Source organism: Streptomyces sp. NPDC058239, assembly GCF_042882185.1.
GTDB lineage: Bacteria > Actinomycetota > Actinomycetes > Streptomycetales > Streptomycetaceae > Streptomyces.
Genome location: NZ_JBHVWS010000009.1, coordinates 174,742 through 198,640 on the forward strand (window position 1 = coordinate 174,742; position 23,899 = coordinate 198,640).

Annotated in this window: 27 protein-coding genes and 1 pseudogene; 10 read left to right on the forward strand and 18 right to left on the reverse strand. The window is 68.3% G+C overall.

The window, feature by feature from the left end; all coding sequences use genetic code 11:
* Positions 1–34 precede the first annotated feature (34 nt).
* Entirely contained in the window at positions 35–841 is an 807-nt protein-coding gene (locus ACFVYE_RS13920) for an SAM-dependent methyltransferase (protein WP_389605621.1), read from the forward strand.
* Between the two features lie 131 nt (positions 842–972).
* Here ACFVYE_RS13920 and ACFVYE_RS13925 read toward each other — a convergent pair whose 3' ends face one another.
* From ACFVYE_RS13925 to ACFVYE_RS13955, 7 genes are all read right to left on the reverse strand, one after another.
* Complete coding sequence (locus tag ACFVYE_RS13925; protein WP_383973553.1) at positions 973–1,482, reverse strand: DUF664 domain-containing protein; 510 nt, start codon at positions 1,480–1,482, stop codon at positions 973–975.
* A gap of 166 nt (positions 1,483–1,648) precedes the next feature.
* Positions 1,649–3,259 carry an APC family permease gene (locus ACFVYE_RS13930; RefSeq protein WP_389605623.1) on the reverse strand — a complete coding sequence of 537 codons (1,611 nt, stop codon included), beginning with the start codon at positions 3,257–3,259 and terminating at the stop codon, positions 1,649–1,651.
* 163 nt (positions 3,260–3,422) lie between these two features.
* Positions 3,423–4,433 (reverse strand): MsnO8 family LLM class oxidoreductase, encoded by a 1,011-nt coding sequence (locus tag ACFVYE_RS13935; protein ID WP_389605625.1) that lies wholly within the window; start codon positions 4,431–4,433, stop codon positions 3,423–3,425.
* A gap of 160 nt (positions 4,434–4,593) precedes the next feature.
* Positions 4,594–4,785, reverse strand: a complete 192-nt coding sequence (locus tag ACFVYE_RS13940; RefSeq protein WP_383973559.1) for a DUF6381 family protein — start codon at positions 4,783–4,785, stop codon at positions 4,594–4,596.
* Between the two features lie 251 nt (positions 4,786–5,036).
* Positions 5,037–5,498, reverse strand: coding sequence for a hypothetical protein (locus ACFVYE_RS13945; protein WP_383973561.1), 462 nt, complete (start codon positions 5,496–5,498; stop codon positions 5,037–5,039).
* A 107-nt stretch (positions 5,499–5,605) separates the two neighbouring features.
* Positions 5,606–6,424, reverse strand: coding sequence for a hypothetical protein (locus ACFVYE_RS13950; protein ID WP_383972734.1), 819 nt, complete (start codon positions 6,422–6,424; stop codon positions 5,606–5,608).
* Positions 6,425–6,524: 100 nt separating this feature from the next.
* Positions 6,525–8,003 (reverse strand): M60 family metallopeptidase, encoded by a 1,479-nt coding sequence (locus ACFVYE_RS13955; protein ID WP_389605628.1) that lies wholly within the window; start codon positions 8,001–8,003, stop codon positions 6,525–6,527.
* A gap of 729 nt (positions 8,004–8,732) precedes the next feature.
* On the opposite strand from ACFVYE_RS13955, the gene ACFVYE_RS13960 reads away from it, so the two are divergent.
* Both ACFVYE_RS13960 and ACFVYE_RS13965 read left to right on the forward strand, forming a co-directional pair.
* Entirely contained in the window at positions 8,733–9,797 is a 1,065-nt protein-coding gene (locus tag ACFVYE_RS13960) for a tetratricopeptide repeat protein (RefSeq protein WP_383972730.1), read from the forward strand.
* A complete protein-coding gene (locus tag ACFVYE_RS13965; RefSeq protein ID WP_383972727.1) occupies positions 9,794–10,843 on the forward strand; it encodes a polyprenyl synthetase family protein in 1,050 nt (349 codons plus the stop codon). Before ACFVYE_RS13960 ends, ACFVYE_RS13965 begins: the two co-directional genes overlap by 4 nt.
* A 150-nt stretch (positions 10,844–10,993) precedes the next feature.
* Here the strand turns inward: ACFVYE_RS13965 and ACFVYE_RS13970 are convergent, their stop codons facing one another.
* Together ACFVYE_RS13970 and ACFVYE_RS13975 are read right to left on the reverse strand one after the other, a co-directional pair.
* Positions 10,994–11,686, reverse strand: coding sequence for an RraA family protein (locus ACFVYE_RS13970; protein ID WP_383972725.1), 693 nt, complete (start codon positions 11,684–11,686; stop codon positions 10,994–10,996).
* Positions 11,687–11,796: 110 nt separating this feature from the next.
* On the reverse strand, positions 11,797–12,678 hold the full coding sequence (locus tag ACFVYE_RS13975) for a LysR family transcriptional regulator (RefSeq protein ID WP_383972723.1): 882 nt from the start codon (positions 12,676–12,678) through the stop codon (positions 11,797–11,799).
* Between the two features lie 76 nt (positions 12,679–12,754).
* Between ACFVYE_RS13975 and ACFVYE_RS13980 the strand changes: the two genes are divergently transcribed.
* The gene (locus tag ACFVYE_RS13980) at positions 12,755–13,468 is read left to right on the forward strand and encodes a hypothetical protein (protein WP_383972721.1); all 714 of its coding nucleotides are present in this window, start codon (positions 12,755–12,757) and stop codon (positions 13,466–13,468) included.
* Between the two features lie 184 nt (positions 13,469–13,652).
* Here ACFVYE_RS13980 and ACFVYE_RS13985 read toward each other — a convergent pair whose 3' ends face one another.
* From ACFVYE_RS13985 to ACFVYE_RS14010, 6 genes and pseudogenes are all read right to left on the reverse strand, one after another.
* Complete coding sequence (locus ACFVYE_RS13985) at positions 13,653–14,207, reverse strand: hypothetical protein (RefSeq protein ID WP_383972719.1); 555 nt, start codon at positions 14,205–14,207, stop codon at positions 13,653–13,655.
* A 34-nt stretch (positions 14,208–14,241) separates the two neighbouring features.
* Positions 14,242–14,565 (reverse strand): Ada metal-binding domain-containing protein, encoded by a 324-nt coding sequence (locus tag ACFVYE_RS13990; protein WP_383972717.1) that lies wholly within the window; start codon positions 14,563–14,565, stop codon positions 14,242–14,244.
* On the reverse strand, positions 14,562–15,293 hold the full coding sequence (locus tag ACFVYE_RS13995) for a 2OG-Fe(II) oxygenase (protein WP_383972715.1): 732 nt from the start codon (positions 15,291–15,293) through the stop codon (positions 14,562–14,564). Before ACFVYE_RS13995 ends, ACFVYE_RS13990 begins: the two co-directional genes overlap by 4 nt.
* A 241-nt stretch (positions 15,294–15,534) precedes the next feature.
* Positions 15,535–16,314, reverse strand: coding sequence for a 2OG-Fe(II) oxygenase (locus tag ACFVYE_RS14000; protein ID WP_383972713.1), 780 nt, complete (start codon positions 16,312–16,314; stop codon positions 15,535–15,537).
* A gap of 338 nt (positions 16,315–16,652) precedes the next feature.
* Positions 16,653–17,079, reverse strand: a pseudogene (locus ACFVYE_RS14005) (transposase); the annotation flags it as partial.
* Positions 17,080–17,164: 85 nt separating this feature from the next.
* Positions 17,165–17,452 carry a hypothetical protein gene (locus ACFVYE_RS14010; protein ID WP_383972711.1) on the reverse strand — a complete coding sequence of 96 codons (288 nt, stop codon included), beginning with the start codon at positions 17,450–17,452 and terminating at the stop codon, positions 17,165–17,167.
* A gap of 54 nt (positions 17,453–17,506) precedes the next feature.
* Here ACFVYE_RS14010 and ACFVYE_RS14015 point away from each other — a divergent pair, with 54 nt between their 5' ends.
* The 4 genes from ACFVYE_RS14015 to ACFVYE_RS14030 all read left to right on the forward strand — a co-directional run bounded on the left by ACFVYE_RS14015 (position 17,507) and on the right by ACFVYE_RS14030 (position 20,033).
* Positions 17,507–18,238 (forward strand): MerR family transcriptional regulator, encoded by a 732-nt coding sequence (locus tag ACFVYE_RS14015; protein WP_389605633.1) that lies wholly within the window; start codon positions 17,507–17,509, stop codon positions 18,236–18,238.
* Between the two features lie 173 nt (positions 18,239–18,411).
* Positions 18,412–18,819 (forward strand): RidA family protein, encoded by a 408-nt coding sequence (locus ACFVYE_RS14020; RefSeq protein WP_383972707.1) that lies wholly within the window; start codon positions 18,412–18,414, stop codon positions 18,817–18,819.
* Between the two features lie 111 nt (positions 18,820–18,930).
* Complete coding sequence (locus ACFVYE_RS14025) at positions 18,931–19,509, forward strand: TIGR03086 family metal-binding protein (protein ID WP_383972705.1); 579 nt, start codon at positions 18,931–18,933, stop codon at positions 19,507–19,509.
* 56 nt (positions 19,510–19,565) lie between these two features.
* Positions 19,566–20,033: a transposase gene (locus tag ACFVYE_RS14030; protein WP_383972703.1), complete on the forward strand. Its 468-nt coding sequence runs from the start codon at positions 19,566–19,568 to the stop codon at positions 20,031–20,033.
* 40 nt (positions 20,034–20,073) lie between these two features.
* Here ACFVYE_RS14030 and ACFVYE_RS14035 read toward each other — a convergent pair whose 3' ends face one another.
* The 3 genes from ACFVYE_RS14035 to ACFVYE_RS14045 all read right to left on the reverse strand — a co-directional run bounded on the left by ACFVYE_RS14035 (position 20,074) and on the right by ACFVYE_RS14045 (position 22,295).
* The gene (locus ACFVYE_RS14035; RefSeq protein WP_383972700.1) at positions 20,074–20,457 is read right to left on the reverse strand and encodes a VOC family protein; all 384 of its coding nucleotides are present in this window, start codon (positions 20,455–20,457) and stop codon (positions 20,074–20,076) included.
* Between the two features lie 1,106 nt (positions 20,458–21,563).
* Positions 21,564–21,719, reverse strand: coding sequence for a DUF6131 family protein (locus tag ACFVYE_RS14040; protein ID WP_093899206.1), 156 nt, complete (start codon positions 21,717–21,719; stop codon positions 21,564–21,566).
* Between the two features lie 216 nt (positions 21,720–21,935).
* Positions 21,936–22,295 (reverse strand): hypothetical protein, encoded by a 360-nt coding sequence (locus ACFVYE_RS14045; RefSeq protein WP_389605667.1) that lies wholly within the window; start codon positions 22,293–22,295, stop codon positions 21,936–21,938.
* On the opposite strand from ACFVYE_RS14045, the gene ACFVYE_RS14050 reads away from it, so the two are divergent.
* A complete protein-coding gene (locus tag ACFVYE_RS14050) occupies positions 22,296–22,460 on the forward strand; it encodes a hypothetical protein (protein WP_383972735.1) in 165 nt (54 codons plus the stop codon).
* Between the two features lie 378 nt (positions 22,461–22,838).
* On the forward strand, positions 22,839–23,885 hold the full coding sequence (locus ACFVYE_RS14055; RefSeq protein WP_383972698.1) for an AI-2E family transporter: 1,047 nt from the start codon (positions 22,839–22,841) through the stop codon (positions 23,883–23,885).
* Positions 23,886–23,899: the final 14 nt, after the last annotated feature.

Genomic DNA, 23,899 nt, shown 5'->3' on the forward strand with positions numbered 1-23,899 from the left:
GGCAGGCGCGGGTGGCATATGTGAGGATCTGGCCATGAGTACCTCTTCGCAGTCGCCGACCGACAGGCTTCAGACGGACCGGCCGCATTCGGCACGCGTATGGAACTACCTCCTGGGCGGCAAGGACAACTACTCCGTCGACCACCAAATGGGCGACATGATCCTCAAGGCGTTCCCGGACTTCGCCGCCATCGCACGCCTTCAGCGGGCCTTCCTCGCCCGCGCTGTGCGTTTCCTGACCGCAGAGGCGGGCATCCGTCAATTCCTCGACATAGGCACGGGTCTGCCGACGGCCGACAACACGCACGAGGTGGCCCAGCGGGTGGCCCCGGATTCCCGGATTGTGTACGTCGACAACGACCCGCTCGTCCTGACCCATGCCCGCGCTCTGCTCACCAGCACTCCCGAGGGCGCGTGCGCATACATCGATGCCGACATCAGGGACGCCGACGCGATTCTCGCCGAGGCCGCCAAGACGCTGGACTTCAGCCGGCCGGTCGGGCTGACCATGCTGGGGATCATGGGGCAGCTCCCCGATGAGGACGACCCGTGGGCGCTGGTCGACCGGCTGCTGGCCGCGCTCCCCTCAGGAAGCTATCTGGCCCTCAGCGACGGCACGAACACGAGTGACTCGCTGAACCGGGCCGTCGCCTCCTACAACGCGAACTCGGCAAGCTCGTACCATCTGCGCAGCCCTGAACGGATCGCCGACTTCTTCCACGGCCTGGACGTGGTGGAGCCGGGCGTCGTACGGACGTCGGCCTGGCGCCCCGATCCCGAGCAGAGCCCGGGGGACACCCTGCAGGGCCATGCGGTGAGCGGCATCGGGCTCAAGGTCTGAGACACCGGGGTCCTCCAGCGCCGAGGCCGCACGGTCCGCGACCTCGGCTCCGGAGGACCGGGGAATGGAACAGGTACCGGAGCGCGCCGACGTCGTCCGCCGGCACAACAGGCCCCCGCTCGCGTCGAGTTCTACCGGCGCTCGAGCGAGCCCCGTACGAAGGCCGCCTGGCCGGCGTGCTGCAGGTCGTCCGAGATGACGCTGATCAGACGGACCCCGAGGGTGACCGGCGGCGACCACGCCTCATCGACGACACGGCTCAGAGCCCTGCCGTCGAGCCCACTGATGAATCCGAGGGTCTGTTCATGGACGTCGTCGTAGTAGCCGAGCAGCAGTTCGGGCGAGCCCACCTGCACAGACGCCACGTCTGCGGTGCTGTGTCCGTACCCGGTGGCTTCCTTCGCGAAGGGCAGATCGAAGCGGGAGGCCCAGTCCTGGGTGAACCAGACCTGCTCGATACCTGCCGCATCAGAGATGTGGTCGTCCTGGATCCGAGTGAGGTGCCACACGAGCCACGCGATCGTGTTCGCTCCGTCGTCGAGGCGAGCGTGGAGGTCGGCGGGTGAAAGGCCCTCGACCACCGAGTGCACCGTCTCCTGGACGCGAGTGAACGCGTCCGTCAAAAGGTCAGCACTTTTCATGTCATCACCCTCTCCGCTCTCGCGCTCCTCCCCCGCCATCGACACGCGTCGCACACAACTCGGCCTCCGGTCACCGACCATGACGCACAGGGGCGGCACGCGGACACGGATCTGAGCAACGAACCATTGCGCGAGCGTTCGAACGCGCCGGGTACGAGAACTCCGCTCAGCGCGTCGGCATGGGCCGGGACCGACGACTGAGGTGGTCGGCTCCCGAGTGCACCGCCCACACGAAGACGCCGAGGGACATGACCGCGACCGTCACGGAGTCGTACGGTGCCGGCAGGTGGCCGGAACCGCCGAAGGTGCCGAGCCAGGACAGCAGCGTCAGCGCGGCCAGATGAAAGACGAGCCAGGCGCCGTGGAGCAACTCGGCGCGTGGCGAAGGCCCCTCGGTACCACGCTGCTGCAGCAGGAACAGCGGGACGCCGAGCAGGACGAGCGGCAGTGCGAGCCGCAGATCGTGCCACCCCGACCAGAAGACGAACTCGCTCGCCACGACAAAACTGACCGGCGCGATCCAGCGCACCCCCGGCACCTCGCCCTCCGTCCGTGGCACTTCGCTCTCCCGCTCGTGTGCCCGGAACGCCGCGACGGCGACCGCCGATGCCGCGTAGATGAGCAGATACATGTCGCCCATCACGCTCACGATGTCCTGCCAGCCGCCGAACGGCAGCATGAAGACGATGATGACGGCAAGGTTGAGCACCAGCGCCCGGTGCGCCATGCCGGACCGGGGATCGATCCGCATGAAGAAGCGGGGCAGCAGGCCGTTCTTGGCCAGGGCGTACGTATGCCGGGCATCGATCGCCACCCCCACGTAGGCCGAACCGCCGGGAGAGATCACCGCGTCGGCGTAGAGCAGGGTGGCCAGCCAGTGCAGGTTGAGCACCAGGGCGAGCTGCCCGAACGGCGACTCGAAGTCGACTCCCTGCCAGCCGTTGCCCAGCAGGGACTCGGGCACCGTGAAAAGGAAGGCCAGTTGGAGCCCCAGGTAGACCAGCACGGCAAGACCGATACCGGTGAGCACGGCGGCCGGCACGTTACGGCGTGGATTGCGGGCCTCTCCCGAGAAGTCGAGCGGGGCCTGGAACCCGTTGACGGAGTAGACGATGCCGCCACCGGCGAGAGCGGTGAGGCATGCCGCGTAGCCGTACGGTGCGAAGCCGCCGTGGTCGGTGAGGCGCCCGGAGTGCGTGCCCGAGAGGAACAGCGCAATGACCGTGACGACGGGGACGACGACCTTGAAGACCGACACCAGGTTGTTCAGCCGGGCGAACATCCGCACGGCGAACCAGTTGAGCGCGGTCAGCACGACGCTCAGCGCGACAGCCACGCCGAGGCCCGTGGCGCTGAGGCTGCCGCCGTCGTACAAGCCCGGCAGATAGTGCGCGGCGTACTGCATGATGGCGCTGATCTCCGCCGCCGTACCGCCGACCGAGAGCAGGACGGACCAGCCGATCACCGTTCCGACCAGCCGCCCGCTCGCGTACAGCGGCCAGCGCACGGTGCCTCCGCCCTCCGGACGGGTGGCCCCGAGTTCCACCATGACCAGAGCGACCAAGCCGCAGAGCGCGCCGGCCGCGATCCAGGACAGCAGGGCGGCGGGCCCGGCGGTCTGGGCGGCGTACATGGCCGCGAACAGCCACCCGGATCCCAGGATGTTGGAGAACCCGATCGCGGTCAGGCCCCAGAATCCGAGATCCTTGCGGAGCCGGCGCTCCTCGACCAGCACCGCAGGGGCGGCGAGCGACTCCGTCGGCTCGTTCTGCGGCACGTGGCACGTCTCCTCGGGTGGTCGGGGACATACGAGAGCCCAGCGTGCCATGTGTGATGGCAGGAACCGCCGAAGGATTGCCGCTTGAGGCGCCGATACGGGTGAACGCTCTGTCAGAGCGCCGGACAGGGCGCCGGGCACACGCCCGGCGGCAGTGAGGCCGTCAGGTGGTCAGCTCCGCGATACGGGCCAGCCGACGCAAGGAGTCCATCAGAGCCGCACGGTCGTAGGTGCTGGTGGTGACCAGCACCTCGTCCGCACGGGTCTCCTTGATGGCCGTCTCGAGCGCTGTGACCACTTGGTCCTCCGTGCCCTGGAGGTGGCCGCGCAGTCCGCTCTCGTAGAAGCCGCGCTCCTTCTCCGTCATGCTCAGTGTCTCGACCCGCCCGGCGGGGGCGAGCGGCGGGAACACGCCATGGGTCCGGGAGTACGCCATGGACCACGCCTCCGGTATCAGAAGGCGCCGGGCCTCGTCCGCGCTTCCGGCGAGCGCGATCGTGCCCGACACGACCACATAGGGCTCCGCCGCCCAGGACGAGGGGCGGAACTCCCGGCGATAGCGCTCGACAGTCCGTAGCAGCTTCTCCCGGCCGCGGAGGTCTCCGACGACCAGCGGCAGCCCGGCCGCCGCAGCGATACCGGCACCCTCGCCGGTGGCCAGTACGAACGGGGGTATGCGCAGGCCCTCGGTGGGTCGGGCATGGACCTGCGGGTGGGCTCGCTGCGTGCCGTCCAGCCAGCCGAGCAACTCGGTGAGCTGCCCCGCGAAGTCCTGCGCGTCCGACTTGTCCCGGCCGAGTGCCCTGCGGATGCCGTCGGTGAAGCCCACCGAGCGGCCGAGTCCCATATCTATCCGGCCGGGGAAGAGTGACTCCAGCACCCCGAACTGTTCGGCCACCACGAGCGGTTGATGATTGGGGAGCATCACGCCGCCCGTACCGACCCGAATGGTGGCTGTCGCCGCCGCGACGGCCGCGGCCAACACGGTCGGCGCCGAACCGGCGACGCCCGGCACACTGTGATGCTCGGACACCCAGAACCGGTGATAGCCCAGCGCCTCGACCTCCTGGCCGAGACGCACGGTGTCGCGCAGCGCCTCGGGGCCGTTGTACCCCTCACGGGTACGGGAACGGTCGAGCACGGAAAACCGGGTGGATGCGATCACAGAGCTCACACCCTTGTTCAACGTCCGGGCCACGCCAGGATTCCCCCGGCCTGCCACGGAGTCGACGTGCGCAGCCCCTGAGCGCTACTGCTCAGGGGCTGCGCGACGGTTGTGCGCCCACGGCGTCGGGGTGGAGCGGCCGTAGCATGCGGCCGCCACCCGGCGGCGTCTACTCCATGGGGTAGATGTCCCCGCTCGCCATGCCGCTGACCTGGTCGCTCTCCGCTTCGATCCTGCGGGCCTTGTCCTTCAGGCGTTGGCGTTCCTCGGGGTCGGTGGTGCGCTCGGCTGCGTCATTGAGATCCTTCGCCTTGGCGCGCATCTGCCTCACACGACCGCGATATTCTTCTGACTCGCTCATGATCACTCCTTGGATCTGCGGGCGGAGCGGGCCCACCACGGATCGGGCTTTGCCGGGGCAGCGCACTCCGGGCAGTTACCCACTGTTACGCCCAACACGGCAGAGGGTCATCCGCCGGCCCGGCGCTCCGGGCGGCGACGCCGCTCGGACGCGGTTTCCCACCTCCAGAGTAGGCAGGATGCGACTGACGTGGGCCTTCATCGTGCTCTCGCTCATCCGTAGCCGCCCACCCGTGCCCCCGGCTGCCCCGTTCAGCCTCGGGACCGGCGCCAGGGACACCGGGTTGCGCCGGCGCCCGCCCAGTGGGCATCCGCGCTCAGAAAGCCGAGTCCGATCCCGAGCATCCAGGTGTCCTTGGCCAGCGGGATGCCGTTCTGGGTGGGCCGCAGACTGCCGGGCTCCCGCATCCCGGGAACCCGCAGGTACAGGCCCAGCAGGCCGCCGGAGAACCCTGTCAGCGCCAGTCCGGCCACTCGGGTCGGCACGAGGGGACAGAGCAGGGTTCCGCCGACGGCCATCTCCGACAGAGCGAGCAGCCGGGTGAATCGCCTGGCCTCGATCTTTTTGAGGAACGGGTAGGCAGTACACGCCATGCCGTGCACGCCCTGGGCCGTCTCCTCGTCCGCTTTCAGCTTGCCCAGGCCCGAGTTGAGGATGAACGCACCGGTGGCAAGGCGTGGGGGCACATCGCGCGGTTCGAGCCTGATCATCATGGGAGCCTCCGTCGTTCTGGTACTCGGCCCCTCGTCGAGCTTAGCCAGAAGGCGCCGGGGGCGCTTCACATGGAGTCCCGACCGGCCGGGTACGGTGCCCGATCCGACTACGAGGCCGGGCCGACAGCCGCTGCCGACGCGTTGCCCGTCACCGTGACCTGCTGCCCCTGGCTCGTCGTCTGCGAGGCAGTGCTCAAGCAGCTTCCGGACGACGGATCGGTGACGGTGGGAAGGCTGCCCGAATAGTCGACGCCCGCCTCGGTGCCGATCGGCTTGCCGTATGTCACGGTGACGCGCTGGCCGCACCCGGCCGTGAGGTAGGGCTCGATGAATCCTTGATCGGCGCTCTTGAACCGGCCCGAGGCCGACGGCAGGCCGAAACTGCCGATGTGTGCCACTGGCGTTCCGGTCGTGGTCTCGACGACGTCTCCGGACATCAGCTGCGTCGCCCCGCTCACACCGGCCCGCTTGAGCACCAGGGAGTACATCGTCCCCGGCGTGTAGGGGAAACGGACCGCACAGCTCACTCCCGCGCCGCCGTCGGCTCCGTAGGTGCAGTGGTCGTCCGTGGTCGTGGCGTCGGCGTTGAATGAACTGAAGATCGCCTGGAGGACATGATTCCCGTTCGCGTCCACGGGCTTCGGCTGGAACCCCGCGTACGGGCGGGTGCCGCTCTCCAGGGTGGTGTAGTAGGCGAAGTAGATGCCGGACGCGTCCGGCGCGGAGTTCACGGCCATCGGAAGCGTCAACGTGGTCACGGGCGTGGGTGCGTTGGTGGTCCAGCGGAGTGTCGGTGTCGAGGCCCACGACTGCCCTGCCGTGCCGACAGCGAGCAGCGCGGTGGCGGCGAGGACCGTGCCCGACCTCATGAGGCGGCGCAGGGGCCTGCGGGTGAAACCACCGGATTCGACGGATGTAGTGCGCATGCCATCTCCCTTTGGGGGCTACTGCGGTTGGGGGGTCTGCTGCGGCTCACGACGTCTGCGAACGGATACCGGGTGGATGGCCCTGGGACCGAATCCCGCTTCAGTCGGCGAGCGTGCTGGGGTCGACAGGCGGTTGCGGCAGCCCCAGCGCGGCGAGCGCGGCAACGCCGGAGGGGTCGATCGGGAAGGCCCACCTGCGGACGAAGAAGTCGGTGAGGTCGCACCCGGCGGTGCGGCTGGCGTACGTTGCGAGGGCCAGGTACTGGCGGGCGTTGATGACGGGGTCGTGCGTGTAGTCGTCGACCGGGGCGTCATGCTGATGCTCCCTGCGCACGAGGCGGTGCAGCCGCGGCCAGAAGTCCTCGCCGAACGCCAGCTCCAACTGACGTAGCGGGATGAGTTTTTCGTACGCGCCGAAGGACTTCTCGTACGTGATCCCGGTGGTGCCGAGCTTCGGAAGAGCGGTCTGGTAGTAGTTCAGCCCCGTCTTGGGGTCGACCGTCAGCAGGTTGGATGCCTGACCGAGTGCGCGCTGCGCGGCCAGTGAGTAGATGTTGACGGTGACCTCGGTCAACTGATCAGCCTGGTAGGCGGCTTGCTGGTGGAGGTGGCCGAGCTCGTGGTAAAGGCCCCAGCCTCGGGTGCGGAGCCCGGAGACGGTGCACAGCCGGTCCATGTACGCACGCGGGAAGCCGTTGTAGCCGTGCCAGGCATATGCGCCCACCCCACTGGGCACGACGCTGACTTCATTGAAGTGGTAGCGGCCCGCCTTGGGCCGGTCGAGCGGCCCCCCGCCGTCCAGACCGCTGATTCGGGCGTGGCTGTCGATGACGGTGTCGAACAGTTCCATCAGTGTGGTGTGATCCTCGCCGCGGTAGAGCAACGCCCCTTCGCGGGTGAGAGTGAGGATCGCCTGATCAGTCGTCAACTCGACCCAGGGGATGTCGGTTCTTTCGTCGAGTTGCGTCTGGAATGCGGCTTCGTCGGTGCGGCCCAGCTCGAAGACGGCCATGTGCTGAGCGCCGTTGCCGAACGTGACTGCGGCCCTCTCCCCGTGTCCCGCGAAGCTCAGATAGATGGGGCCTCCGTGGGCGTCGCTGACCGTATTGCGGCCCGGGCTCAGCGGGATGGTGCGCGGCTCCTGGAGGGTGGTGTCGGTGTTGTAGTAGTCGAAGGTGCCGATGTGCAGCGTCGGTACGCGGCCGCCTGCCGGTCGGACGGTCACGGAGACGGGCGTGCCCGCGGGGGCATAACGGCCCGTGGGGATGAAATCACTGGACCGGAGTGAGCGTGCAAGGCGCATCCGCTCCTTCTCGGCTTCGGGAAACGCCTTGATCAGGAGTGTGTCTTTGGAGTGTTGTACGGGGTGCCGACCGGCCCCCTGGGCCGAGGCGGTGCCAGAGCCCAGCAGAGCAGTGGCGCCGGCACCGGCGAGGGCGCCGAGGATCATCCGGCGGCCGACGGCACGAGAGACGGAGCCGTCCGACGAGATGGCGACCGGGCCCCCGACGTCTTCGGACAGCGAGGAGGAGGCGGCGAGGTGGGCCGGGGTGGTGAACGGCGTTCGGGCAGAGCGCATCCGGAGACTCCCATGGGGATCAACAGCATCGGAGTGAAGTGCGGGCTGCGCGCCAGCATGTAAGCGATTGCCATGGAGTCGCAAGAGGGTCCTCAATGTTTCTATCTTTTACTATGGCCAGGGCATACGGAGAAGGAAGTAACCGCTCACATTCATGGGGCATTTCGAGTGGAGATGGCAACGCTCGAATCGCTGACGACCGTGCTGCTGGGCGGAGTTCGACGTCGGCTGCTTCGGCCGGATGACGAGGTATTACCGGAACGTGCGAGCAGCGAAGCACCGGCCGGCGCCGATGCCCGTGCAGTCCCAGGACGTGGACGAGGGCTACAGGCCCATCGGTCCCGACGGCACCCCGACTTCCGTTGTGGAGCACGTGCAGTGGGTCGGCAATCACCCGGCCGGCCCGGATACACACGTGGTTGTCTCGTTCGAGGACGGCACGGACGTCGAGTTCCCGTTCGGCCTTCCGCTTACCGCCGTCCGGCATGGCGAGCGGCGCCCGGTGCTCCGGACCGAACGCACCGCAATGTCGACTTCTGTTGATCGCGGAGCAACCTCGGACACGCCACTGCCGTCTTGATCCACAGCAATGCGGTTCGCCGCAAGCGACAGACCACGTCCGACCCCCCACGAGCGCCCGGGTCCGATCAGCAGACAACTATGCACTTAATGTATACAAGAAATGTATAGTTGCCCGGCTGCCGTCCCGGCCGCACGCGAAAGGCTCCCATGCACAGCAAGGCACTGGCGCCCGAGTACCAAGGCGCCCTCACCAAGATGTCGGTGAACTCCTCACTCACGGATGTACTCGCAGAAGGAGTACGTCACTTGAGGGAGGCCGAGCGAGGCGGCTCGCAACAGGAAGTGGCGCGTTGCGGGCTCGCGGTCGCCGAGGCGCATCGCAGGCTCGGCAATGTGAAGGAAGCCGATCAGGCGTGGAAGGCCAGTTACCGGGCCGCCCGCTCGGCCGGTGACCTGGGGGCGATGGCCTGGGCACTGTGGAGCGGTGGGACGCTCGCCCGGCAGCGCGGTGAACTCAGGCTCGCTTTCAGGCTGTTGGGGCTCGCGGCCGACATGGGGAAACGCGGCGGGGATATCGTCGCCCGCGGCTACTCGCTCGCCGGCCTTGCGGAGACCGGGCGAATACAGGGCGACTACCAGACCGTCGCCGTCCTGCACGAACAGTTGCTCGCCGAGGCGCGCGCCCGTGGCGAGGCACGCCACACCGTGTGGGCGCTGGAGGGCATCGCACAGATCCACCGCAACACCGGATCGCTCGACAGCGCCCTGGCCATGTTCGAGGAAGCGGCGCAGTTGGCCGGGAATGCGGACGACCGGCGTGGCCGCGCGTGGGCCCTGCGCGGCATGGCCGACATCATCTCCCTGCGGGACGACGATCCGGAGCGGGCCCTGGCCCTGCTCACAGAGGCCGAACTCACCTGCCGTGAGATGAAGTTGTCCAGTGCGCTCGCATACAACCACAAGATGCGCGCCAACGTGTTCTTCCGCGCCCGCCGTTACGAGGAGGCACGCCAGGTCTACGAGGAAGCGCTCGCCGAATTCCGCGCCATGTCCGAACCCCGCGGTGAAGCGCTGGCCCGGCTCGGTCTCGTCAAGTCACTCGCCCGGCTCGGCCGCGACCGGAACGAGACCGCCGCCGATCTGGACGAGTTGCACCGCACACTGAGCCGGATCGGCCTGCTCAACGCCCGGGACATGGTGGACAAGGCGTACGCCGAACTCGGTGTGACACCGGTCGGTGGCGAGACGGACGAGGAAAGCGGACGACGATGACACCGCCCGTAACCCACCGGGCCACGGCACCGCAGATTCTCGCCCGCTGCCGCGACCTCGTACGCCCGGCGCTTGCACAGGCCGTGCAGCGCCTGCACCCGTGGCACGCGGAGATGGCCGCCTTCTCGCTCGGGTGGGACACGGCGGACGGCAGCCCGGCCACGGGCTCACAGGGCAAAGGGGTGCGCCAGGCCCTCGCGCTGCTGAGCGCCGAGGCCGCCGGTGCCCCTGCAAAGGACGCTGTCGTCGGCGCGGTCGCCGTCGAGCTGATCCATGTCTTCTCCCTCCTGCACGACGACATCATGGACGGCGACGAGACCCGCAGACAGCGCGCCACCGTCTGGAAGGTGTACGGGACCGGCCCCGCGATCCTCGCGGGGGACGCGCTCTTCGCACTGGCTGTACAGACTCTGGCCGACGCTCCGGGCGTGCACAGTGCGGCGGCGGTACGGCATCTCGCCGGAACGCTGACCGACCTGGTACGCGGTCAGGCCGAGGACCTGCTCTTCGAGTCCCGGCCCTGGACCGGACCCGAATCGGTGCAGCCGCACGAGTACCGGTGGATGGCCGAGCACAAGACCGGCGCGCTGCTCGGCTGTGCGGCAGGCCTGGGTGGGGTGCTGGCCGGAGCCCCTGCCACGACCGTCGGCGCCCTCGCCAGGGCCGGTCGGCACCTCGGGGTGGCATTCCAGGCCGTGGACGATCTCCTGGGGATCTGGGGAGATCCGCAGGTCACGGGCAAGCCCGTCCACAATGATCTGCGTCGGCTGAAGAAGACGTACCCCGTCCTCGCGGCCCTGGCCACGGACCACCCCGCTGCCCGGCGCCTCGCCACGCTTCTCGGCACCGGCAACCCGCTCGACCGCACCACCGCCCGGCGGGCCGCCGACCTCGTCGAAGAAGCCGGTGGGCGCTCCGCGACACTGGCCGAAGCCCACCAGCAGTTGGAGAGCGCCCGCCGCAGCCTGGACGGCGTTCCGCTGGCCCCGGCCGCGCTCGGTGATTTCCTCGCGCTTCTCCCGTTCTTCGTCGACCGCACCATGTGAACCGACGCGGGACCCCGACCCGGGGCCACCACTCCCCCGGCTCTCCCCGTCGGTGCCGGGGGCCGGAACCCCGTCACCCGGGTCCGGCCACCGGCCCATCCCGAACTGCGGCGGAGAGCTGACGGGGCCCCCGCGCCCACCGGGACTGCTCTACTCCTCGATGGCCCCACCGGTCCGCCGGAGATGCTGCCGGAAGGTGTACGACGGATCGGCTGTGCGCTGTGCCAGATAGCCGTCGAAGGACGTCTGCTCGCGCAGTGTCCCGCCCGCCCTGATCCTGCGGGCCTGTTCACGCTCGGTCTGCCGGATCGTGTGCGCCGTCGCCAGCACTTCTTCGACATGCTCGGCCGGCACGAACAGCACGCCGTCCTCGTCGCCGAAGACGATGTCATCTCCGCTCACCAGGTGCGGGCCGAACCGGGCCGTGGTCAGGGCCTCCGGTTCCCGCTCGTCCAACCGGACGGGACCGGGCGGGTAGTTGCCGTAGCTGAACACGGGAAGGCCGATCTCCACCAGTTCCGGGGTGTCGCGGTGCAGCCCCCACACCACAAGGGCCGCCACGCCCGCCGCTTCGGCCTCAAGTACCGCCAGATCTCCGATGCACGCCTCGTCCGACCGGCCGCCGTTGTCGATGACCAGCACGTCGCCCTGCTCGGCCTCGCCGAATGCCTCCAGGAACACGTCCACGCTGCCGTAGTGCCGCACCGGCAGTGCCCGGCCCGCGATCCGGTGTCCTGAGATCACCGCTCGGATACCGGATGGTGCGGCACGCAGCGGCACATGGACGCGGAGGCAGGCATCGGCCACGAGTGGTGTGGACAGATCATCAAAGACCTTCAGCATGATGTTCTCCCTGGCACGGTGCTGTCGTCGCCCGCCGACGGCACACGAATACAACAGCGAGGCAGGAGCCCGATGTTACTGACGTGGTCTCAACGCGTCGACGGGCCGCGTCAGCCGGTGAGCCGGGCAATGAGGGCTTGGGCAATGACTGCCGGGGCCTTCGGGTGGAGCACTTCGGTGCGATGGACGAGGCGGGGTGCGCTGACACGGACAGCGGCCGTGCCCGGTAGCGCGAGGGCGAGGGAAAGAGGCAGGGCGGTCAGCCCGTGCCCGGTGGCGACGAGCATTCCCAGGCCGCGTACATCGGTTCCGCTGTACGTGATGTGGGCGCGGAACCCGTCGGTGTTGGCGGCGGCACGCAGTTGCGCGAGGGGGACGGCGGTGTCGGGTGCGTCGATCCAGTGGGCGTCGGCGAGGTCGAAGAGGCGCAGGGAGCGCCGTCGCGCCAGTGGGTGATCGGCCGGGAACAGGACAGCGAGGGATTGCTCGGCCACCGCGAGGCCGGTCATGGGTCCGGCGTCCGGCAGTGGCAGCGGGTCGCTGGGCGCTGCGGCACCGTCGGCGAGGCCCAGGTCCGCGTCACCTGTCAGCACCGCCTGCGCCACCGCTTCTCGCCCCAGTACCCGGATCTCCACCGCGAGCCCGGGCGTGTCGTTGCGCAGGCGGGCCAGCTGCTCGGCGACAGCGGGCGCGAAGGCGACGGGACTGCAGGCAAGGGTCAGCCCGGCGCCGTGTGTCTGCCCGACCCGGGCGACATCGGCACGGGCCGCGTTGAGACGGAGCAGCAGCGGTCGGGCGTGTTCCATGAGCCGCTCGCCCGCTGCCGTGGGCCCGACCGGCCGACGTTCCACCAGCCGGGTGCCGAGATCGTTCTCGAGGGCTGCGATGTGCTGCGACACGGCGGACTGGGTGTAGCCCAGGGACTGGGCGGCGGCGGAGAAGGAGCGGGCTTCGACGACGGCGACGAAGGTGCGCAGCAGATGCGGATCCATGAGTATCAGTATCGCTAATGCCAGATGCACTGATCATCGTTGGACGCGATGTGGAAGCTGCGTTTCGATGGGGTCCATGAACCACACCGCACGTATCGCCCTGGTCGGCGACCGGGATCCGGCCGTCCGCTCCCACACCCGCGTCCCCGTTCTGCTGGAGTCCCTGCGCAACCGCGACGGCCTCGACCTGGACGCCTACTGGATCCCCACGCAGGAAGCCGTGGAGGGCATCGAGGGCTTCGACGCGGTCTGGATGCTGCCCGGCAGCCCGTACCGCAGCGAGTCGGGCGCGCTCGCGGCCATCCGCACCGCACGCGAGGAAGACATCCCATTTCTGGGCACCTGTGGGGGCTTCCAGCACGCCCTGCTCGAGTACGCCCGCAATGTGTGCGGCCTGGCCGGTGCCGGTCACACCGAGAACGCGCCGCAGACCGCCGCCGAAGACGCGGTGGTGGTCCCGCTGGCCTGCTCGCTGGTCGGCCACGAGGGTGCGATCAGGCTCACCGACGGCTCATGGGCCGCCCGGCTCCTGGGCGCCGAACGCACGGTGGAGCGCTACTACTGCAACTACGGCCCCAACCCGCGCCACCTGGACCTGTTGCGGTCGCACGGGCTGCACTTCACGGGCGTCGACGATGCGGGCGAGGTCCGTATCGCCGAACTCCCGGCACACCCGTTCTTTCTGGCCACCCTCTTCCAGCCCGAACTGTTCGGCGACGGCACCCGGCCCCACCCCTTGATCACAGGACTGGCAGAAGCCGCCGTCCGTCACGCGAAAGGCGCACTCTGATGCAGGTCCAAAAGGACACCCCTCGCAGCTGGAGGACTCGCGTGGCTGTCGCGGTGTCCGCGTATGTACGAGCGTGCACGGTCCCAGATGCCCATGCCGCCAGCCCGCTCGCGCCGGTGCCGGACGCCGCACTGACCGCGATCCGCACCGACATTCCGAAGACGCACCTGGGCGTGCCCCCGCGTTATCCGGACGTCACGTTCGGGGGCTCGTAGTGGGTGGTCCAGCCGCGGCGCATGTCCCAGGTGCCACCGTCGGCGGAAGCGCCGCGCAGACCCTGGACGGTGTCGGCACCGGCGAGTTCGACGAGCCGCGGGGTGCCGAGCGAGGCGAAACCGAAGGTGCGGGCCGGATCCCAGTCGGTGGACCGACGAAGGCGCCGGGCGAGCTGCGCCACTCCGAGCGGCGCGCCTGCCAGCACCCACGCGTCCGGGGCCTGGGCGGTCAGTCGCCGGGCGGGACGCAGCCACGAGGCGGCGTCCTCGGGCCAGTCGACGACGGCGAGCACATCCCTGTGCAGGTCCTGCCATGCGCGGATGAACGTCTGGGCGGCGGAACGGGACTTGGCGTCGCGCCCGTGCCCGACGGCAACGGACCGGATACGCGAGCGGGGCGCGGTCAGCAGGCCGATCAATGCGGCCAGCTCCGCTTCCGTGTGGGCATTCGGTGCCGGGCTGTCGACGACAGGGTTGCGGAGCTTGGGTGACCTGCTCCGCGCGGCATCTTTGATCAGGCTCAAGAGGTGTCCCCGGAGCTCTGCTCCTGCTTCTCTTTCAGTTCCCTTTCCCATTCTCTTTCCAGTTCTCCTTCCCGTTCTCTTTCCAGCGGGCGTACTCCTCCGGCAGGCACACCGCACACGGTCGGTATCCGGCCTCGATGGCAGTTGTCTCGTCGGCGAAGAACACGCGCTGGGACACGTAGTGGCCGCGGGCTATCGCCCTCAGCGCGGAGGGGCAGTCCAGCCGCCCGTACAGCCGGCCCCGCCGGTGTCCGCCGAGTGTGCCCGGCGTGTCGCTGCGGTAGGGCTCGCCGTCGGGGCCGAGCAGTGTGCGGATGCGCTGACCGGCTTGTTGGCGGGCATCGGTGCGGTCGTTCATCTGGCGTCGTGGAAGACGAGGCCGAGGGTGCGGCGCCGGCCGGAACGGACGGTGCTGACACCGTGCCTCATCGGCGCGGTCGACCAACCACGCTTGGAGGCGACCGGCCGGTCGCGGGTGGTGAAGACCAGCCCGTGTCCCCGGAGAAGTGCGGTGGCCGATCCCCGGGACTGGGCGCGGGGTCGCTGTTCGGTCATGAGGAATTCGCCACCGGAGTAGTCGATGCCCGGCGCGTCGAGTCCGATGACGACCTGGAGCGGAAAGAGCATGTCGCCGAAGACGTCGCGGTGCAGGGCGTTCCAGTCTCCGGCACCGTAACGCAGAAGGATCTGGGCGGACTTGCTCTGCCCGGCCTCGTGACACATACCGAGCCATTCCTCCAACTCGTCCGGCCACGGGGCGAGCTTTCCCAATTTTTCGGCCCAGGCACGGGCGATCGGGAGCAGGTGCGGATAGAACGCCTCACGCAATTCCCTTACCACCTCGGGCAGATCGTGGGTGAAGTAGCGGTACTGGCCGGAGCCGAATCGGTGGCGCGCCATGTCGATGGTGGAGCGGAAGCGTTCGGTCTCGTCGTACAGCCCGGCGAGCTCGCGGCACCGGTCGGAAGTGAGAAGCGGCCCGGTCAGCGCGCTGCCGTATTCGTCGACCTCTTCGGTGAGCGCGGCCCAATCGGTGGCATCGACCAGGTCGCTCACAGTTCCGGCCGGGCGTGTTGTGTCGATCACGGGTCTGGTTCCTCAGTATGCGGCTGGCAACGGGCAGGGTCGTGAGCGTCGCCGCGGCCCTGCCGGAAGGGGCACGGGGCGCGACGACGCCGGTCAGGCGGCTGCCTGGGCGAGGCTCTCGGCGACGCCTTCATGGCGCAGCAGCTGGGCATTTGCGGTACTTCGTCCGGCAGTTCTCGGACGGCGCATTCCGCCGGAACTGCGTGGCCCCGCACGGCGTTCCGGAACCTGGCGGATGGATTCAGCGGGCGTTGTGGAAGATGAGGCCCAAGGTGTTGCGTCGCCCGGATTCAACGGCTCCGGTGCCGTGCCGTACGGGGTGCCGGCGGTAGCCGTTCTTGCCGCGCACAGGCCGATGGCGGACCGGGAAGATCATCCCTTGGCCCAGCTCCGGCTTGACGACAACGGCCTTCGACTGGAAGCGGGGGCGTTGTTCGACGAAGACGTTCTCCCCGCCCGTGAAGTCCTCGCCCGGCTGGTTCAGCATGATCGCGATCTGGAGCGGGAACACGATGTCGCCGTAGATGTCCTGGTGCAGGCAGGCGTAGTCGCCCTCCCTGTAGGCGAGGATCAGCGGAGTCGGGCGGTTCTGGCCATGGGCCGCGCACTCCTCGGTGAGTTCCGCAAGCGTGTCCGGGAAGGTGCGTTCACCCAGCATCGGCGCCCATTGGTTGGCCATCCACGCCAGCGGCGGGTAGAGGCTCTCGCGCAGCGCCTGCACCAGCGGTGGGAGTGGGTTCGCGTAGTACTTGTAGGTGCCGCGGCCGAAGTTGTAGCGCTGCATCACCACCGTGCTGCGGAACATTCCGTCGTCGTCGAACGTGCCGATGAGCTCCTCGCACAGCTCGCGACTGAGCAGGGGTGGTGTCAGCGCCATGCCGCGATCGTTCAACTGCCCATACATTGCGGGCCAGTCCAGCTCACTCAACGCGGGAAGGTCCTTGTTGTACGGAACGTGTGGTGCGTCACCGGTCCCGGGTGTTTCGCCGAACAGCGGCGGGGCGACGGCGGAGTGGTTCATGGTGTGTTCCTCGGTGGTGTGTGTTGTCGTCGCAGCGGTCAGGGCCCGGCCGACACCTCTCGACCACTCGGGTGCGTGCGGCTTCACAGCCTGCGCACTGTCACGGCCTCGCGGCAAAGCCCTCGTCGATCAATGCTGACTGCCCCCGGTCAGCAAATCTGGCGCTATTCGGACATTGCGCTACGGGTCGTGTGCTGAGAGCAGCCCGAGGACGGTGTTCACCGCTCAGCGGACCGGATGAACGATCGAAACGGCTCAGAACCCCGGCATCGACTTGTCGAGCACGCCGCCCACTGCGCCGTGAAAGCTGCACTTGACGGAGTGCCCGGATCTTCTGAGGAGACGCCTTTCTCGCGGAGCGAGGATGCGCAGAGCCTCGTGGCCGATGTCGTCAACCACCCCTCGGCCACCAGGAAGTCCGCCGGCTTGGTCAGGCTCCAGGCAGAGAACGGCAGGTCGTGCTCGGTCGGCTTCGACTTCACGATCTTGCGCCGCTCGGACAGCGTGAACGTGTTGGGCGGCCCGCCCTTGTACTTCGGATACAGCGACTCGAAGCTGTCGGCGTTGAAGTTGTGGATCACGTCCCGAACCCGGTCATCGCTGGTGCACGACACCTCGGCAATCTTCGATGCCGCCATGCCCTGTGCGCACAGCCGCCGCACCATCCGGGCCCGCCGCCAGGTGACCACCGAGCCAGTGCCGCGGCGGTGATCCACAGCAGGCGCCGACCCCCTCATCGTCTGTCTCGCGCACGGGTTCGGCCATGCCGAACACTCCGGCCCAAGCGCCGGCCGCGACCAGAACTCGATGGTCGCGGCCTGGAGCGCGGCTGCAGCAGCTGGTCGGATCCTCAATCCGGATGCCCGTCGGTCCGTTCCTTCAGTAGCCGGTCCAGCGCGTTTCCGGCCTCGTCGTACCCGGCGTCGGAGATCCGTTGCAGCTCGCGCAGGTCGCCGGTCGCGGCCGCGCGTTGAGTGAGCAGGAACCCGGCGTGCATCGATCCCTCGTCCAGCAGCTCGCTCAGCTCCCTGAGGTCGCCGACCGCGTCGGCGAGGTCAGCCAGCCGGTCCAAAGCGGTCGCGTTGCCCTCATCGGCCAGATCGCGCAGAATCTCCCTATCGACATTCATGTTCGCCATGACGCCATACTGCAACCCCGCCCCAGGGGAAAGGTCAAGTGGGAGGATGGCCTGGTGATCACCATCGGGCAACTGGCCGGGTACGTCGGGGTGTCGATCAAGACCATTCGCGTCTATCACGACAAAGGGCTGCTCCCCGAACCCGACCGCGATGCGTCCGGCTACCGGCGGTACGGCGCGAACGATGCCATCGACCTGATCAAGATCCGGACGCTCGCCGAAGCCGGCGTCCCCCTGGCCCGTATCCGGGACCTGAGATCAGCGACCGCCGAGGAGTTCCAGCAGGCGATGCGCGAGATCGACGACGAGCTCACCGCCCGCATCCGCGGCCTGCGGACAACACAGGGGCGCCTGCGTCAGCTCGCCGCCGGGCATCCGGCACCGCTGCCCACCGAGGTCGGTACCCATCTGGAGCACCTGGCCCGCTGGGGATTCACCCCTCGATGGGTGGACCTGCAGCGCGACCTGTGGATCCTCGTATTCGCCACCCACTCAAACAGCGCGATCACGCTGCTTCGCGACCAAGCCGAGACCCTGGCCAACCCAGTGCTACGGCAGCTCTTCCTCGACTACGACCACGCGCACGACCTGGACGCTGACGATCCCCGCATCGACGACCTCGCCCGCCGGATCGCCGAGGCGACCCGGGAACGCTACGGACCCGATGAACTGGCCGAGCTGAATGCAGCCTCCGATATCCCCGCCCTCATCCAGGGCACGGTCAACGCCTCGTCCCCAGCATGGCAGCGACTCGACACGCTTATTCGCGCACAACTGGACATATGACTCGACGTGTACGGACGCATGGTCTCGGCTGTGTGCGGAAATCAGTCAGCGAGCGCCGCGAACCGCAGGGCGAACGTTGCCTGATGCGGCTTCGCCGGCAGGTAATTGATGCGACGTGGTGTGTCTGCGCCTGAGAGCATGACCGGGTCTCACACGCACCGAAGGGGACTGCTGTGGCTCGTGCTATCACCCTGATTCGTTCCAGCTCGCTGTCCGACGTCGCCGAGTACGCGTATGCGGCCACCGCGCCGGCCGAATCACGTTTGGTCTTCCTCGCCGGGGCATGCCCACTGAACGAAGACGGGTCCACGGCAGCTATCGGGGACTACGCGGGGCAGGCGGCGAAAGCCTTTGAGAACATGCGGATTGCGCTGACCGAGGCTGGTGCATCGGTCGAGGACGTAATCAGCACCCGAGTGCTCGTCGCGTCAGCCAGCCAGGCAGATCTGGTGGCCGCCTGGGAGGTAGTCCGGGAATCGTTCGGAGACCACGACGTCCCCAGCACCCTGATCGGAGTCACCGTGCTCGGCTACGCCGACCAGCTCGTAGAGATCGAAGCCGTCGCTGCCGTGCTCGACTAGCCAGAACTTGGTGCGCCTCAGACGTCGTTCGCCCCCGACACGCATCGGGACGGCTGAGGCGCCTCCGAAAACGAGTGGCCCGAAAACGGGGGCTCGGCTAACGTCGCGGCCGTGGATATCAGGGAACTGGACCGCCGTGCCCTCGCCACCTTGGGAGCGGTGATCACGCAGATTGGCCCGGACCAGCTTCGTCTTCCAACGCCGTGTGCCGACTGGACACTGCACGGCCTGCTCCGCCACCAAGTGAGCGAGAACCTCGGCTTCGCAGCCGCCGCAGCAGGCGTCACCGGTGACCTCCGGGCCTGGGACCAGGGCAACCTGGGTGGGGATCCTTACCAGGCGTACCTCGACTCGGCCGACGCCATGACGAGGGCGTTCACCGAGGATGTCCTGGACCATTCGCTCCAGATCAGGGAGTTCGGGTTCTTTCCCGGCCGGGTCGCGCTCGGTATGCATGTGCTCGACTGCGTAGTCCACGGTTGGGACGTCGCTCAGACCATCGGCGTCGCCTACGATCCGGGCGCCGACCTCGTCCGCTACTCACTCAAGGTCGCGGCACAGATCCCGACCGGAGCACCGTCCGACGACCGGGCAAGGACTTCGTTCGCCCCGGCGGTCGAGATCTCCGCGGGCTCTCCCGCCCTGGAGCGGCTGCTCGGACTCGTAGGCCGTCGTCCAGCGGCAAGCTGAGCGACGACTCACCAACGGGTCGTGCACTGACTTCTACACCGTAGAAACGCCGTCCGGTGTCGCCCGGTGCAAGAATCGACCGGCTGCACCTGGCCGTTGAGCAAGGTCAGAAGCCCATGTCGATCACGGTCACGGCAGGACAGCGCGGCGACTCGCCGCAGTTCGAACCCGTACTGGAGAAGGTCCGCGTGCCCCGCACCGGGCTGGGCCGACCACGCGTCCGCCCCGACCGCGTGCGGGCTGACAAGGCGTACGCCTCCCGCAAGAACCGCGCTTACCTGCGCCGCCGGGGAATCCGCTGCACCATCCCGGACAAGGCAGACCAAGCCCGCAACCGTAAAAAGCTTGGTTCCCGCGGCGGCCGTCCGCCGAAGTTTGACCCGGAGGATTACAAGGGCCGCCACGCGGTCGAGTGCGGCATTAATCGCCTCAAAAGGCACCGCGCTGTGGCCACAAGGTACGACAAGCTTGCAGTCCGCTACGAGGCGACCGTCCTCGTAGCGGCCATCAACGAGTGGCTGTGACCAGCGGTCATACCAAACCGGCCAGGTTGGCGCGTGGGCGTCAGGAACCCATCGCAGCTCGGTCGGACTCGCTGCGAAGAACGCAGAATTCGTTGCCTTCGGGGTCAGCAAGGACTGCCCAGCCAGAGCCATCGGGATTCCGGTGATCGGCGACCAAGGTGGCACCGAGGCCGAGCAGCCGTTCCACCTCCTGCTCACGCGATGTCTCAGGGCGCAAACACAGATGGATCCGATTCTTGATCTTCTTGGACTCGGGCACCTGATTGAAGTACAGCACTGGGCCCTCCGCCAGCAGCACCTGAGTCTCCCGGTCGCCCGGTTTGTCCTCCGGATGCAGTGGACGGCCAGCCACTCTGCTCCAGAACCGGGCCAGCTCGTAGGCATCCGCACAGTCAATCGCCACGTTCTGCAATACCGAAACCATGCGCGCGAGCCTTCCTCACTTCCACTCCAGACGCCAGCGAGTTGCACTCAGCCTTCGCGCACACAGCTCAGGCGCATGGCGGCACTTTCGATACACGCTCCAGATCCAGTTCGCCCAGCCGAAGGAGAACAGATACACCCGCCGAGTCGCTTCCCATCCGCGGATTCCTCGAAGGTGCATGACCGCCAGTGTCATGAAGAACAGTGCAACAAAGGCACCGGCTACGGAGCCTGCGAGCCGGCCACGACCGTACTCACGACGACTACGGCCCCCAGGCCGAAATGCGCGACAGGCAGATCTGCCCGCCCTGCGTCCCTCAAGTCCCTGTGCACGGCCTGGATATCGGATTCGTACCGCTCGCGCGCCCGTTCCGCGTCGGCAGCGTGCCCCTCGGGCCACTGCGTCATCTTTCCCCCGTTCCGACTGCCAGATCCTGACAGTGGCGTCAGATCATCGTGCCCAAGACGGCGGGGCATGAACAGATCCTGGGCCCCGCTGCCCAGGTTGATGCCCCTTCCTCATCCGCGCTCGCTCGTCCGAGGCGTCGGGTGCCCCGGATCAACTGCACGTCGCCCTGCACCGACGCCGAGGCCGCCACCGACCGCACCCGCGTCGTGCTCTGCGACTCGCGCGGAAACTGGGCCCCGCCTCCACTGGATTGGGCGGCGGAGGCGGAGGACGTGGTGGTCACCGCCTCGGGCGGTCGCGCCGAGATCTTCGCCGACCCGCAGTGCGGCGCCGACCACGGGCTGCTGTTCACACCGGCCGCGCCCGGCGACGCGCTGACTTGCGAGTTCCGGCTTCCGGAATCCGGTCCCCGAACGCTGAGGTTGCGGGTGAAGCGCCATGACTCCAGAGGCATCTACCAACTGTCGGTCAACGGCACACCGATGGGCGAGCCGGTGGACCTGTACAGCCCGGTCATGGCCTGCTCCGAACCGGAATTCACCCAAGCGCCCCTGCGGACCGGAAGCAACACGCTCCGCCTGACCCACGCCGGACAGCACGCCAGGAGTACCGCAGTCCCGGCGACTTGCGCGATCGACCGCATCGGTCACCTTGGCGGCGGCGTGACCGAGGAGGGCGCCGACGGTGGAACGGTAGTCCTACCAGTAATGCCGTCGGCCTCCCACCGCATGCCCCACGGCACCCAGGATCCAGAGAACGATGCCGATCACGACGAGCACAACACCGATCGTCCAAAGGATCGAGATACCTGCCACCAGGCCGATGACCAGCAGAATGACACCGAGGATGATCATGATGACCTCCATTCTGACGTCTTCTCCCAGTATGCGCCCGACGCCTTCGCGGCGTGATTCAGGTCGTGCGAGAAGCAGCGCCTCCGGCTGCGGAGGCACCGCTCGAATGGCCGAGGGCGCGAACGAGGAGCATGATGAGGAGGCGGGCGCCGCCTTCCTTTCTGCCTGCCGCCGTAGGCGGGGGCAGGAGAGTGTCCGGCAGTGCCATCTCACCGGTCACGGACTGCACACCTGCAGACGACTCCGGTGAGCGGAAACCTTGATCACTGTGCCGCGGAGCGCATCTGCGACGAGCATGTCGAGGACGCCGCCGTTCACGACCAGGCAGTGGTGTTGCGCGGCGTCACCGTCGGCCTGCTCGCGGTCGCGTGCCGGCAGCAGAGGGGTAGCCGTCGTGCGCAGTGTGGGTGTTGAGGAAGAACTCCTTCTGGTCGACCCGGCGAGCGGGGAGCCGCAGGCACTGTCGGCGGCGGTCGCCTGGCGAGCCGGCCGGTCGGGCCTGGAAGGCCAGTTGGTGCACCAGCTGACCATGTGCCCGGCCTCTGCCGCAGACGTGACGCGCGACTGTTCGATCATGTGCGCGCGGCACTGGAGGACAACGGCGACGCGGCCGCAGCCGAGGAAGCGCTGGACTCGCTGCTGAGAACCGGGAACGGTGCCCGCGTCCAGCGAGAGCTGCTGCGGCGGACCGGAAGCCTCCGGGACGTCGTCACCGAATGCATCCGCCGCACTCGCGAGTGACCGGCGTGGCCCGGCGGCGGACGCTCACCTCGTATGCGTCGCTGGAGACCCGCATGCGGAACTCCGGCGGCAGCTGGATCGACAGGTCCGTCGGCGCCGACAGCCCACGGATGGATGGCCGGTGGCTCCGCCCGTAGGGTGACTTCCTGCGCATGTCGCCTCGGGAGCCCGAAAGGACGCGGCCCGGGCTGGTACCAGCAGGGAATGCCCAGGCCATCGCATCCGCAGCCCGACAACACGGACCCCGGCGTGCCGTCCGAAGGACGACGGCACCGGATCCGCACCGCGTCACGTCAGGCGCTGCGCGGCATCACCCGCCCTGCGAACCGGAACCCGGGCGCGCAACATGCGCCGCCCGGCCCGCGGTACGAGCCACGCGTGAACCCCACGCTGCAGACGGCCGCTGCCTACGCCTGGCGAATCCTCGTCGTGGGAGCCGTCGTGTACGCCGTCTTCTCAGCGCTGGGACGGTTCCACGAGGTAGCGGTAGCCGTCTTCCTCGGCCTGGTCGGCACCGCGATGTTGCGCCCGGTGGCAGATCTCCTGGCTCGTCTGATGCCGCGGCCGCTCGCTGTCGCTGTGGCGCTTCTCGGCAGCATCGTCCTCGTCCTCGGAGTTCTGACCCTCATCGGCGAGGTAATCGCTGCGGAACGCGCCGGGCTGGAGCGGGAGTTCGGCGACGGCCTGATCAGGATCGAACACTGGCTGGAGGGGCCGCCGTTCCGGCTGAACCCCAAGACGCTCGACGACATGCAGTCCCGGATCGGGCAGTTCCTGTCCAGCCATCGCTCCACCCTCATCAGCACGGCCCTCAGTGGCGTGGGCCGGCTGGTGGAGGTGGTCACCGTGTTCGCTCTCGCATTGTTCTGCTCGGTCTTCTTCATTCACTCGGGCGACCGGCAGTGGGACTGGTTCTGCGACCAGCTTCCGGAGACGGCCCGGGCCCGGGTGACGATCACGGGCCGTGCGGCATGGCGGACGTTCACCGGGTACACACACGGCATCGTCCTGGTGGCGGCGACCAACGCAGTACTCGTCGGACTGGCCCTGTTCGCACTCGGAGTGCCGCTGGTGCTTCCCCTGGCGCTGCTGGAGTTCTTCGCCACCTTCGTTCCGTTGGTCGGCTCACCGATTGCCCTCGCGGTCGCCGCCGTGGTGGCTCTGGCGGCGAAAGGCCCGATCGTGGCGGCTGTCGTCATCGCGCTGATCGTGGTCATCGGCCAGATCGAGGGCCACATTCTGCACCCGATCGTGATGAGCTGGGCCGTCCGCCTGCACCCGGTGGTGGTCGCACTCTCGGTGATCGGCGGCGCCATCGCGGCGGGGGTGCTGGGCGCGGTGGTGGCGGTACCGCTCGTGTCCGTCGTCTGGTCGGCCCATCAGGCCCTGCGCCAGGCACGCGAATCCGCACAGGCGAAGGATTGAGGGACGCGCGGGGC